Genomic DNA, 12,492 nt, shown 5'->3' with positions numbered 1-12,492 from the left:
TACACATGATTTTATAATAAAAAAAAGCGCACCTTTACCATAACAAAATTAAACTATTTAATCTTTTCTAATTTTCATAGAGTTCATATTCAGGTGCCAGGCACCAGTTGAATTAAACCAACCAAAAGAAGCTGGGACAAAAGTGTCTGACACAACAGGGATCTTACTAAATATAGACGTATAGATTTATCCTTGTCTATATTCGGTGCCTGGTTTGTGTCTGATACTTCGTTATGTCCCAGCCTCTTTGTTAAAACTAAACTTCAATCTCCATTAGTGCTTCTGCACATTTTATGCCGTCAACAGCACTAGATGTGATACCTCCAGCGTAACCTGCACCCTCACCACAAGGGTATAACCCTTTGATGTTCGACTCAAATGTCTGCGGATTACGTTTAATTGTAACGGGTGATGAGCTTCGGCTTTCTACAGCTGATAATACAGCATCATATTTGATAAAGCCTGCAAGTTTTTTATCCATGGCTTTCAAACCGTCTTTTAAACTATCAACGATAAAATCATCTAGACATTCTCTTAAGTCCGTTGGTGTTACACCTGGGGTATAAGTTGGCTTTATATCCCCAAGTTGTTTACTAGGCTTATTTGCTAAGAAGTCGCCAACCAATTGTACTGGTGCAAAATAATTATTGCCACCAACTTCAAATGCTTTTCTCTCAAGTTTTCTTTGAAACTCAATAGCCGCCAAAACATCTCCATGAAAATCAGTTGGTGAGACAGAAACGAGCAATGCACTGTTGGCATTTTCACCACTTCTTGCGCTATAGCTCATCCCATTTGTAACAACAGTATTTTTTTCTGATGCGGCAGCAACAACATGCCCCCCAGGGCACATACAAAACGTATAAGCACCTCTGCCATTAGCAAGATGGGCGTTCAACTTATATTCAGATGCACCAAGTAGTGGACTCGTTGCGAATTTACCAAATTGCTGAAAATCGATCTGTTTTTGATTATGTTCAATACGTACACCTACAGCAAAAGGCTTCGGGATCATCTCTACACCTAAATCCTTTAACATATAAAACGTATCCCTGGCACTATGGCCGATCGCGAGTACCACAGCATCGGTTTCCATTGACTCCGTTATCCCATTTTTTTCTAGAAGCACACCTCTAACTGCACTATTTTCAATGATAAGGTCCTTCATCTTTGTCTCGAAACGAACTTCTCCACCTAGCTGCTCTATCTTTTTACGAATATTTCTAACAACCGTTATTAATACGTCAGTTCCAATATGGGGCTTTGCTAAATACGAAATCTCCCTAGAAGCACCTGCTTCTACGAGTTCGTTAAATACTTTCGGAATTCTAGGATTTTTTATGCCTGTTGTTAATTTACCATCTGAAAATGTTCCTGCTCCACCTTCACCAAATTGAACATTACAATTGGTGTCAAGTTCGCCGTATTTCCAGAACTTCTCAACAGCTACTTTCCTTTTATCGACATCCATTCCTTGTTCTAAGACAATTGGGTTCAACCCATGTTCTGCTAAAACTAAGGCACAGAAAAGCCCAGCAGGTCCACTGCCAACGACGATTGGACGTATCGTTTTATTTGTTTTCTTGGTCGTATATTCGATTGATTTAATGGAAGAAACATCTTTTATTCCTAGGTACGCTTTCTCGTTTTCAACTTCAACATCAACCGAATACACAAGCTGGACATTATGTTTTTCCCTTGCGTCGATCGACTTTTTAGAAATACTGAATGACACTATTTTACTTTGTTTGACCTTTAGTATTTTCTGAATTTTTTGTACTAACAGTTCATTTTCCTTACTTGGGTCAAAATCAGCCCGTAGCTTAATATTGCTTATTCTTAACATGTTAAATCCATCCTTAGTTTCTATTTGCGAATTTATTTCGTTACTTAGTTTTATATTTATTTTTAATAGGTTGAAAAAGAGATTAGGTTTACGCCAAGAAATTCTCTATAACATTGTATAGTTTATACCAACAAAAAAATAGATATATTCGAAAGAACATACCTCCACATTTGTTAAAAAATTCTTGTATTTGTCACTGTAACTACTCAATCCACTTACTCTCATACTCCATTTCAAAAATTAATCAAACGTTTAATTAATTTAGAGAATTTCAATGTGACACCCCGAAGTTTCTTGTTTCACAAATGTTTAACCTATTATCAACAACGACTGTGTAACATACTTGCGAAACAGTATTTTTCGAGGTATCACAGTGAATGTAATATATGTTTTAGCAGTAAGATACTACTACACTTGTTAGTTTCCTATATGCTCGGAGGTGTTTGTAGATCTATGTTTGCACTTCCATTTATCCATTTCAGGTAAATACAAAGCCCAATAATTGTGAAAAGGATATCTACACCTACACGAATTAGCAAATCAGAATCAAATTTAATGATTGTAAATAGAAAAACATGATTCATCACCCAATTTAAGCCTAAGATAAAACCTCCAAAAAACACTCCCTGAAACGCGATCGACTTCTCCCTGTTTTTTGGTTGAATTAAAAGATACATAGTTCCCACCCACAATCCTAGGCCAAGTGTCCAGAAAAACGTTCCCCAAGGTTTAATAATATATGTTGAACTTATATCTAGTACGGTGTATGCAAAGTACCTGCCAAAAACGTAAAATAGAGCAATGACAAAAACGACTAAAACATCTTGCCTCTTACTTTCTTGAGCTCGGTCAGTTCCCACGGCCAATCCCAACAAAGTGCCAGCTAGTACAAAAGAAAGAAGATCCGGTAGTCCCATCAAGAATTCGGTAATTACCGTATTATTGAACAAAAGAATCGTTTCAAACATTCCAACAAAATACAGCCCACCTATAGAAAGGCCATATAAAAAACCTTTCTTTAGTTTTTTTCCAGGAAGACTATCTTGAATGAGTAAAAAAACTAGTGAAAATATGCTAAACGCTAAAACCTCCCAGACTAAAAGTGCAGGTATGAGCATATCATTTTTCACAAAAATACTTGGTTCTCCTAATGATATATTTGCTGTTTCTATCGAAGACATAATTCCATGCAAAATAATATTGGACAAAATACTTACAATAATAATTAATACGACTTTCCACCAATTTTTATATAGAGCTGCCACTTACTTTCCCTCCTCTTTAATTAGCAATTTATATAACTGCTTTAGCGTTGATAATACCTCCCTACTTATCTCCTCGATGCTGCTTGTAGGACCTCGTTCACTGATCCATTTACAAATTTCACCATGCATGTAACTGTGCAATATATTAGCCACTCGATTTGCTTTTTCTTCTGTAAGCATGCTATCACTTGCTTTTATCACCAGATAATTAAGTCCTTCTGTTGGACTAATTAATATTTGAGCAGTTTGTTGAGAGGGTTCTCCTCCTATTGATTCAAACCACACTAACCTATACCACCCTGAATGCTGCAATGAAAATTCGAGTATAGCTTCCAGTGCCGAATAAAACCTTTCTTCATCATTAGCTGCTGAGGCAATCCTTGCGTCTACATAATCAATCATTTTAAGCAATATATGTCCGAGAGCTTCCCAAATTATTTCATCAAAACTATTAAAATAGTTGTATAAATTTGTATGGGCACAACCAATTTCTTTAGCAATTCCTCTTAGGTTTACATCTTTGATACCACCATTTTCTTCAATTAGCCGTAATGTAGTCGCAATTATAAGTTCTTTATTTACCTCTTTTTTATCCAATTTCATATTATCCCCCCACACTTATTACCAACGGTAATTACCACTGGTAATAGTGTAACAAAAAAATATGATATTGTAAATTTTTTCTAAAATTAGTCATAAGAATTTTACTGGAACTAAAAATTGATTCAAGATATCTATAATGAAATACTAAAGCATGAGTACTACTTGTATTTATATAATCTTTCCCCTTCCAATATTTTGTTTATTTCCTTGTAAAAGTCCACCCCTTTGATGAATAAAATCCCCAGACCAATCAGTCTGAGGGAAGAACGCAATGCGAAGACCATAACATTGTGATATTAAGAAGGGTTATTCTCATACTTTTCTGCCAGTTTGTCAAATACTTCTCGAATACTGTCACTGTAATTTTTATCAGGTTTATAGTTATGATTATTGATTATGATATCATCTGATAAAATAGACATCCCTATCGTTTCACCGCTTTTCAATTTTATATCGATAAGAAATACAAATCCGTCTTTGCTATGGGGTAATCTTCTACTTAAATTCATAGATTGCAATACTGTAAGTAATGTTTCGATATCTTTAGGCTCAGTTATTGTGTAGTACTCTGTTGATGCAATAGTTATTTCTGCTATGTCTGCTGTATCCAGGTCTTTTAACTGTTTCACGCTACCGCTCCCTACCCAAACGGGTATTGCAATTATAAAGGCTATTACAAATATTGCACCTAACAGCATATTTTTATTTGTCATTACGGAACCTCCCTGAACCAGTGATCAATGATTTAACAATTAAAAACGAAAACCTCCAAAAAACAATCCCTGAAATACTATCAATTTCTCCCTGTTTCCTGGTTGAATTAAAAGATACATAGTGCCCACCCACAATCCTAGGCCTATTGCCCACTTAAAAAAATAACTGTAACCATCTTTTCTTATAAATAAACGCTATAAAATTTAAAATAAATGCAGGTAACTTTTTAGGAAACATCATCAATTTATAATACTTATATGCCTTTGTTAAGTCATTCCACTGTGGGCATGAGTGCTTTTGCCTATACCTTGCAACATCTATAATTTTTACACTGCCTTCTTCTGTTATTAAAATATTCCGCAAATGAATATCAGAAGGATTTAATCCCTCGCCTTTTGCTAGTTTTAGAGCTTTATCAATCTCATTAATATACTTATCCTTTATAAAAATCCCTTTTGTTAAGCAGTTAAACAAGGTTTGCCCCTTGATAAAATCAATGACTAAATAGTTGTTTCCTGACTCATACACTCTAGGAAAATATGGATTGCCAAATAATACTTTATATACTTCTACTTCTTCATCCACTAAATGTCTATGAGTGGGAAAAAATACTTTTATTACCTTATCACTAGATTGAATTCTAAAAACAAATGCGCTCCTACCTTCACCTATGAGTTCTAAATTGTCAGATTTATCTACAAGTACAACCTTTGAACCACTTGTATTATATAAGACACTTTGTGCTAGCTTATTATAAGTGTCATTCCATATCACCTTATGTTATCCTCCTAATCCGTGTAAAAAAAAATGACTTACTACCCTGTCTAGGTTGAACTAGTACTAGCGCTCAGTATTTATATAATTAGATACAAAAAAGACCTTTACCAATGTCGGTAAAAGCCCCTGAATTAATATCAATAACCTTTACCAATGGCAAAGGTCTTGCTAACAACTAATGTTGCCAATACTGCCGAGAGCATCCGCTCTGTAATGACGACAAATATTGTAAAAGCTACTCCCCTTTAGAGGACTATTTAATTAACTTTCTATGATGATTTTATCAGATTAAAACTGATTTATCAATTTTATAATTTCTGGAAATTACGATATCAATTAATCGAACGAACATTACAAAATATTGATTATAAATGAATCCAATAACGTTCTATTTTGTCACCATCTACCACTATTTCTTTTTCAAATATACCACCATTAGTAATGATTGTTTTTTTACTCGCAATATTACCAAAATCACAAGTCACAAGAACTTTTTCTAAACCATATTGTTTACAATTCATAAGATTTTGCCTAAGCATTTCTGTTGCGTATCCTTTTCTTCTTTCTGTAGGCCGTACAGAATAACCAATATGTCCACCCAAAACGCTTAGAATTGGGTGATCAATGTGATGCCTGAAGTCAATTATACCAACAATTTTAGTATCACTAAGTCTTATTGCCAAGAAGGTATTTGAACAAACCTTATCATCTGGGCAAGTTTCTGTGTTCTCAAGCGTGTTCAACTCACAGATCCATTCCTCGGCTGATGAACATGCACGCAAACTACCGCAACCGTCTAGACTATCACCTGAATCCAGAAACTCTTGTCTATATTTCATAATATCCTTAGCATATTCCAAAGTAGGTTTGACAAGTTTAATCTGAGACATTTAATACTCCCCCTAATTCATTTACTATATTTCTCTTTCTAAAGTAAGAATAAATATTTGAACAGATCTCCCTGATGGCTTTTCCAATTGGCCCCAACATATACTACACCTACTACAAACCCTTGTATAAGAAACATATATTAATGGAAGTTGAAAATATCCTTGGAGTCGTAACAATATACACTCATTATACTTAATACCTTCTCTACTGAATAAATTAAATCGAACTTCAAATAATACTGTATATGAAAATCGATTAGAAAGAAATACATACTATATAATTATTGGAGGCTATAAGGTGGAGAATACAAACCAAAATGTTGAACTAACTTCAGCAGAAATAGCAAATCTTTGGACTCAATACATAAACGATACATCAGCTATATGTATCCTTACTCATTCTATTGAACAGGCGAAAGATGAAGAGATTAAGGATATTCTTTTATTTTCCCGTAGTCTTGCAGAATCTCATTTAGAAAAGATCACTGATTTTTTTAACCAAGAGAACTTTCCTATTCCGAAAGGATTTTCAGTAGAAGAAGATGTTAATGTTAATGCCCCTGCTTTATTTACAGACACATTTATGTTGGTTTACATGCATGTAATGACATTACTTGGATTAACAGGATACGCGGGTGCAGTAGCTACGTCTGTTCGTTCTGATCAAATAAAATATTTTTCTCAATGCAATATGGAAACGATGGAATTATACGAACGTATTGTAAAAGTAATGCTGAAAAAAGGGATTTATAGCAAACCCCCAAGAATTAATACGCCCACCGAAATTGGTTTTGTAAATAATCAGCGTTATCTGACTGGTTGGTTTGGCAAAAAAAGACCTTTAAGCGTTGTTGAAATTAGTGGTATTAGCTTCAATATGATAAAGGTTATAGTGAAAGTCGTTTTAGAAATTGGATTTGGACAAGTTTGTCAAACAAAAGATGTACTAAACTATTTTCAAAGAGGTAAGAACATCTGTGAAAAACAATTCAGTGTACTAAGTTCTATCTTAACTAAAGATGAATTAGCATCACCTGCTTCATGGGTATCAGAAGTAACAAGTTCTACTGTTTCTCCCTTTTCGGATAAATTGATGTTAAATCATATTGTCCTATTGGTTTCGGCCGCAGTAGGTTATTATGGAGCAGGCATATCAGTTTCACAAAGAAGAGATTTAGCTTATGAATACACTAAACTTATAGCCGAGGTAAGTTTATATGCAGAGGATGGGGCAGAACTTTTGATAAAATACGGCTGGTTGGAGCAACCACCTTTAGCTGACGATCGAGAAAACTTAGCAAGTATGAAGTAAAAAGACTCTGTATAAAGAGATAAGGGTATTGAAAGTATATTATGAGCACTATGAATCAAAAAGAATGTTGAGGCGACTATAGAGCTGTTTGAAAATATCAATAGTATACAAGAAAAACTTATATATATTTCTATTAACAAAGCCTATCAGGGAGAGTGCCTCAATAGGCTTTATTTTTATTTTTGAACGAACTACACTGCCAAGTGATTACCCACGAGTTCGATAATGGGTATAGATTTTAAGTATGCAGTCTGTTTAACAATCATGGTAAGGTTTTTATTTTTTCTAAAAAAAGCTATAATAAAACAATCAATACAAAGTCCAAATCAACATAGGAACTATCAATTAATCTAATTTATAAACAAAAAGGTGTGGAACTATGTACATAAGACGATCTCTACCTAACATTCTAACGTTAGGGAATATTTACTGTGGCTTTTTATCGATTGGCTATGCTGCAAATGGACAGTTTCGTAATGCCGCTATTTTAATTATTATCGGCATGATGCTTGATGCCATGGACGGTCGTGTGGCAAGGATGCTGGGTGTTGAGAGTGAACTTGGTAAGGAACTCGATTCGTTAGCAGATGTAGTCACCTTTGGGGTGGCACCCTCATTTTTAGTTTATTACACAACATTCATGAACTTAGGAGTTTTAGGATTTGCCATTGCTGGTCTATTCCCTCTCTTTGGAGCATATCGATTAGCGCGCTTTAACATAAGTAAAGACAAATCGTCTCTGCAATACTTTATTGGTGTCCCAATAACCGCAGCGGGAGGAATACTAGCAATACTAACATTGTTCGGTAATTTAATTCCTAGTGTTGTCATTACTGTTATTTTCACTGGTCTTTGCTTTCTAATGGTAAGCAGGGTGCGAATACCAAGCCTAAAAAGTGTTCCTCTACCTAAATACGGAACCATTGTGTCCTTGTTTTTAGGAGTACTGTTAATCATTATTTATAAGGGGTCCTATAGTAACTTCCCTTACCTAATCTATATTGCGACACCAATTTATATTGCTTACCTAACCTATCGCTTTGTAAAAATAAAGCGGTGACTAGGGACTAAATTGCATTCTTAATTGCCTCAATGACTAAATTTGGATTTTCTAGGTGGATTGAATGGTAACAGTGTTTTTTATTTGTATTGTATTTACACTAATCATTTCACATCCAAAAAAGGGCTTGGAGAATTCTCTCCAAGCTAGTTTTTATTTATCCTTAACTTCTATAACTAATGTATCGAAAAACTCACCGTCTATATAAACTAAGAGTGCCCATTCCCCTGCTTCTGGGAGGACCACGTTTGAAGGCATACTGCCATCTGCTCCGTTAACTTCACCTCCGATACCATTTCTTGACCAAGTTTCATTACTTAAAACAGGACTTATCATTGAAGTATTCTTGTTATAACCCACGACAGTGAGTTCGCCTTTGTCTATTCCCCAAAAATGCCACAACCACTTGTGTACTTCTTTAGGTTTTAATTCTGATCCAATTATTCCAATTTTACTTTTGTTGCCAACCATATCATTTCTTTCGCCCGTGTCAAATTCAGTGGCTACCCTATCCCACTCTATCTTACTGAAGTCTTCCTCCTTTACAAAGCTCGGAATATCTTCAGGTAGGGTGATTTCAATTGAATTTTGAGCTTTTTGAACCTTTGATGTTTCACAACCACTTAAAACAATTAGGCATACCAAAAATGCTGTACAAAGTAGTTTTACTTTCACAATGCTTCCCCCTTTTTATATGTAAATATTGTTTGATAATTCCAATATTAACATAAAAATCCATTTACCCTATAAAAAAATCACGCCTTTTCAGGAGTGATTTCATTTGAAATTCAAAATATCCTTTAGAATAAATTGTTTGTCTATTAGACCAAGCTGTTTAAGCGAATACGATTTCCTGAAGGATCTGTAGTAACGATAGAACCATTTTCTTCTGTAACAGATGCTCCAACTGCCTTCAATTGTGCAATAATTTTATTTTTCTTTTCCTCACTTGAAAGCATTAGGGTAAATAATTGTAGTCCGACACTGTTAGGAGGAGGTGTAGGTGCTCCTACGCCATTCCATGTATTTAAGCCAATATGGTGATGGTATTTGCCATCGGAAATAAAAAGTGCCTGCGTGCCAAATCGGTTTACGACTTCAAATCCAAGACCTTTGATATAAAACTCTTCTGTTCTTTTCAATTCCGATACATGTAAGTGGATATGCCCAATGACCGTTTCAGCAGGTAGACCTTTCCATGACTGCAGCTTCCCGTATGATAGGAGGTCTGAGAAGTTTAATGGATCCACTGTCATTTCAACTTCACCGTTATTCCAATTCCACTCTGAAGGATCACGGTCTACATAGATTTCAATTCCATTTCCATCTGGGTCCGATAAATAAAGAGCCTCACTAACTAGATGATCTGAAGAACCTAATTGTACGCCAATTTTCTCGAAGTGCAGCACTATTTTAGCTAAATCAGATCTTGTAGGTAGTAGTAGTGCAAAGTGATATAACCCCGTCGTTCTTCCTTGCCTTGGAACAACGTCATCTGGTTGTTCAATTGATAACAACACTGACTTTCCATCTGCAGTTAGTTTAGCGGTTCTTTCCGATTGCTCTAACACCTTAAAGCCAATGACTTCTTTATAGAAGATGATAGAACGTTCTATATTTTGTACTTTTAGGTTTACTTGACTTATATATGTGATAGGGTCACAATGAAAATTCATTTTAGTTACCTCCAGTTGATTTGGTGTGTAAGTGGAAGAGTACTATCAGAACGGTTAAAGGATTTGGAGAACGAAGGAATTGTAAAACGAGAGGTAAATCCAGAAACTCCAGTGAGAATTGCGTATCCACTAACCACTAAAGGTTTAGAAACGATTTCATGCATTTGCCTTGACAAATTCACATGTCATCTCAGCTACTTTCTTATTACCTGCTTCTGTAAAACCATGTCCTTCTCCCGGAAATACTTCCATTCTAGCATGAGGATACAACTTTGATGCTCTCTTTCCATATTCAAGTCCCACAATATCATCCTGATCACCATGCATAATCAACACATTTTTATGATATTTTCCAATATGTTCAAATACATCATACCCATGTATAGTTTCAAAAAATGTTCTCCCCAATGTCATTCCCCATAACTCGTATGTGTCAGGAATACTTTCAAGTGTAGTAAATCTAGTATTCCAGTTATCCGGGATACTAAATGCAGGATATAGCAGGACGATTCCTCTAATTTCCTCTTTTAATTCTTCCGCAGCCAATGCTGTTACCAATCCACCTTGACTTCCTCCAAATAGAAAGATATTATCACGATCGACATTGTTCCAATCTCTTATGGTATCTATCACCGCGCATAAATCCTCTTTTTCAGTAAAAATAGACATTTCTGTAGTCTTAAGGTCACTTTTCGAATGTACGGATCCACCGCAAAAATCATAACAAAAGGCCCCCACACCATTCGCTACTAAATATTCACTATTCATAGCGAAATCAGCATTGGTTCCGTTAAAACCATGGCTAAAGATAACAACAGGACACTTTTTACTAGTATCCGGCATATAAGAGATGCCATAAATTACCCTGCCATGATGATTAATCTTTACAACATTTGTTATACAATCATACATACCAAAACCTCCAATATTAATACATGCATAAAACTTCAACACAAATAGATATCTATCTTTTACAACTTCCTCTAGTAGGTAGTTAAGTAACCAATATGTATCGCATATATAGAGTGTAGTGTATTTACCATAATTTCACAATAGAGACTGTCAAATCATTGTAAAGAAAGAATAATCAACAGCATTAACATAAAAAGACCTCTGATCTTTTTAATCTTCTAGGAAAAAAATAGTGTAAATTAGTTCTGCTTAGCAATGATCTTAAATAACAAAAGAGCCTTTCAATTGTTAAAAAAGGCTCTTACTCACTGTAACGGGTTCAGTTAAGGGGTGCAAAACTTGTTTTGACATTAGTTTCGACACTTAAAATGACAAAATATTTTTATCAAAATACACAAGAAAAAGGATGGCTTTTGCCATCCTTTCTGACATATATTGAATTTACCATTTTAATGGTCTTTCTTCAACTAAAGGTGCAGTTTAATAAGAGAATTTAGTTTTATAGTCAATCTCGTACTAGGCTTTAATAAACAAACTCTGATAGCCAAGTAACTGTACATAACTAATATCGAGTCGTGCCCGAAAATTCATCCTGTTTCCTTTTTATATTCTTTACCCATTCCTCTTCATTCCAAATGTTAGGGTTGTCAATCGATAGATTTTCTCCACGCACCATAAAATCATAATTATCTTTCGAACCTTCATACCAATCAACAATAACTAACTTGTCGTTTACATTTCGTATAAGAAACTCCGTAACTTCACCCCAACTGCCCACAGCAAGATGATTTTCCGTAGGTAATTTTAAATAGATAAAACCCCCATCCGCATCATTCGTATACGCCACTTCCCAAGTACCAACATCTATATTTTCCACCTTATTACTGAATCGATATTGGGATTGAATTTTCTTTTGCATATAGTACTTAAGATTTTCATCTTCTATATAAGTACCCCACTCAATATCTGCACCACTAGATACTGCATGATAATAGTCAGTTAGTGCTCTCACGCACATTTCGAAAGTCGTTTCAGCATCCTGAATAGATAGTTGTCCTACATTTTTAACTAAATATATTGGATGATTATGTACTAATTCCTCTTCTTTGTTTGGTGTAATTTCTGTTATTACACCACTATCTTTTGTGCTGTTTTTTAATTCGACATCCCTATTTTTTTCATATTCATTAGTAGTAGTAACCTTTCCACATGAACTTAGAATAAATAATAGTATTTTGAATAGATAAGTACGTTTCATAATTTCCCCTCCCATTCAACATGAAATTTTAACTTTACTATATAGACGATGTTATTGCTTATTTTGTTTCAAAAATACAAATTCTTGACTTATTCTGCTCCGTTAATAACTTGTCGTTTATATTTATTTTACACATAAATGACAATTCCTGTTAAAAAATTCAGAATAGTCACAAAAAA

General features: G+C 34.7%; 12 protein-coding genes and 1 pseudogene. 3 read left to right on the top strand and 10 right to left on the bottom strand.

The window, feature by feature from the left end; translation table 11 throughout:
• Positions 1-256 precede the first annotated feature (256 nt).
• From ACK4M9_RS12260 to ACK4M9_RS12235, 6 genes are all read right to left on the bottom strand, one after another.
• Positions 257-1,846, bottom strand: coding sequence for an NAD(P)/FAD-dependent oxidoreductase (locus ACK4M9_RS12260; protein ID WP_409850797.1), 1,590 nt, complete (start codon positions 1,844-1,846; stop codon positions 257-259).
• A gap of 425 nt (positions 1,847-2,271) precedes the next feature.
• Positions 2,272-3,111, bottom strand: a complete 840-nt coding sequence (locus ACK4M9_RS12255; RefSeq protein ID WP_409850795.1) for a hypothetical protein — start codon at positions 3,109-3,111, stop codon at positions 2,272-2,274.
• Complete coding sequence (locus ACK4M9_RS12250; RefSeq protein ID WP_409850793.1) at positions 3,112-3,714, bottom strand: TetR/AcrR family transcriptional regulator; 603 nt, start codon at positions 3,712-3,714, stop codon at positions 3,112-3,114. It lies immediately after the preceding gene.
• A 296-nt stretch (positions 3,715-4,010) separates the two neighbouring features.
• On the bottom strand, positions 4,011-4,427 hold the full coding sequence (locus ACK4M9_RS12245) for a hypothetical protein (protein WP_409850791.1): 417 nt from the start codon (positions 4,425-4,427) through the stop codon (positions 4,011-4,013).
• A 154-nt stretch (positions 4,428-4,581) separates the two neighbouring features.
• Positions 4,582-5,202, bottom strand: a complete 621-nt coding sequence (locus tag ACK4M9_RS12240; protein ID WP_409850789.1) for a protein kinase family protein — start codon at positions 5,200-5,202, stop codon at positions 4,582-4,584.
• A gap of 368 nt (positions 5,203-5,570) precedes the next feature.
• Complete coding sequence (locus ACK4M9_RS12235) at positions 5,571-6,095, bottom strand: GNAT family N-acetyltransferase (RefSeq protein ID WP_409850787.1); 525 nt, start codon at positions 6,093-6,095, stop codon at positions 5,571-5,573.
• A 298-nt stretch (positions 6,096-6,393) separates the two neighbouring features.
• Here ACK4M9_RS12235 and ACK4M9_RS12230 point away from each other — a divergent pair, with 298 nt between their 5' ends.
• Complete coding sequence (locus ACK4M9_RS12230; RefSeq protein WP_409850785.1) at positions 6,394-7,407, top strand: DUF3231 family protein; 1,014 nt, start codon at positions 6,394-6,396, stop codon at positions 7,405-7,407.
• Positions 7,408-7,786: 379 nt separating this feature from the next.
• Positions 7,787-8,467, top strand: a complete 681-nt coding sequence (gene pssA, locus ACK4M9_RS12225; RefSeq protein ID WP_409850783.1) for a CDP-diacylglycerol--serine O-phosphatidyltransferase — start codon at positions 7,787-7,789, stop codon at positions 8,465-8,467.
• A 153-nt stretch (positions 8,468-8,620) separates the two neighbouring features.
• Here pssA and ACK4M9_RS12220 read toward each other — a convergent pair whose 3' ends face one another.
• Positions 8,621-9,142: a hypothetical protein gene (locus ACK4M9_RS12220; RefSeq protein WP_409850781.1), complete on the bottom strand. Its 522-nt coding sequence runs from the start codon at positions 9,140-9,142 to the stop codon at positions 8,621-8,623.
• 146 nt (positions 9,143-9,288) lie between these two features.
• The gene (locus ACK4M9_RS12215) at positions 9,289-10,143 is read right to left on the bottom strand and encodes a VOC family protein (protein WP_409850779.1); all 855 of its coding nucleotides are present in this window, start codon (positions 10,141-10,143) and stop codon (positions 9,289-9,291) included.
• Positions 10,144-10,170: 27 nt separating this feature from the next.
• Here ACK4M9_RS12215 and ACK4M9_RS12210 point away from each other — a divergent pair.
• Positions 10,171-10,419 (top strand): annotated as a pseudogene (locus ACK4M9_RS12210) (winged helix-turn-helix transcriptional regulator); the annotation flags it as partial.
• Here the strand turns inward: ACK4M9_RS12210 and ACK4M9_RS12205 are convergent.
• Positions 10,300-11,055: an alpha/beta hydrolase family protein gene (locus ACK4M9_RS12205; RefSeq protein WP_409850777.1), complete on the bottom strand. Its 756-nt coding sequence runs from the start codon at positions 11,053-11,055 to the stop codon at positions 10,300-10,302. The pseudogene ACK4M9_RS12210 and the gene ACK4M9_RS12205 sit on opposite strands and share 120 nt — an antisense overlap.
• A gap of 562 nt (positions 11,056-11,617) precedes the next feature.
• Entirely contained in the window at positions 11,618-12,313 is a 696-nt protein-coding gene (locus tag ACK4M9_RS12200; RefSeq protein WP_409850775.1) for a hypothetical protein, read from the bottom strand.
• Positions 12,314-12,492 lie beyond the last annotated feature (179 nt).

Origin of the sequence: Anaerobacillus sp. (genome assembly GCF_046314235.1) — a bacterium.
Classification (GTDB): Bacteria; Bacillota; Bacilli; order Bacillales; family Anaerobacillaceae; genus Anaerobacillus.
The sequence above is the reverse complement of the archived record's forward strand: the minus strand, read 5'-3'. Positions and strand labels throughout refer to the sequence as shown.

Excerpts from the sequence above, each read along its gene's own strand:
- ACK4M9_RS12260 (WP_409850797.1), bottom strand. The coding sequence starts at position 1,846 with ATGTTAAGAATAAGCAATATTAAGCTACGGGCTGATTTTGACCCAAGT.
- ACK4M9_RS12250 (WP_409850793.1), bottom strand. The coding sequence starts at position 3,714 with ATGAAATTGGATAAAAAAGAGGTAAATAAAGAACTTATAATTGCGACT.
- ACK4M9_RS12235 (WP_409850787.1), bottom strand. The coding sequence starts at position 6,095 with ATGTCTCAGATTAAACTTGTCAAACCTACTTTGGAATATGCTAAGGAT.
- ACK4M9_RS12205 (WP_409850777.1), bottom strand. The coding sequence starts at position 11,055 with ATGTATGATTGTATAACAAATGTTGTAAAGATTAATCATCATGGCAGG.
- ACK4M9_RS12215 (WP_409850779.1), bottom strand. The coding sequence starts at position 10,143 with ATGAATTTTCATTGTGACCCTATCACATATATAAGTCAAGTAAACCTA.
- ACK4M9_RS12200 (WP_409850775.1), bottom strand. The coding sequence starts at position 12,313 with ATGAAACGTACTTATCTATTCAAAATACTATTATTTATTCTAAGTTCA.
- ACK4M9_RS12245 (WP_409850791.1), bottom strand. The coding sequence starts at position 4,427 with ATGACAAATAAAAATATGCTGTTAGGTGCAATATTTGTAATAGCCTTT.
- pssA (WP_409850783.1), top strand. The coding sequence starts at position 7,787 with ATGTACATAAGACGATCTCTACCTAACATTCTAACGTTAGGGAATATT.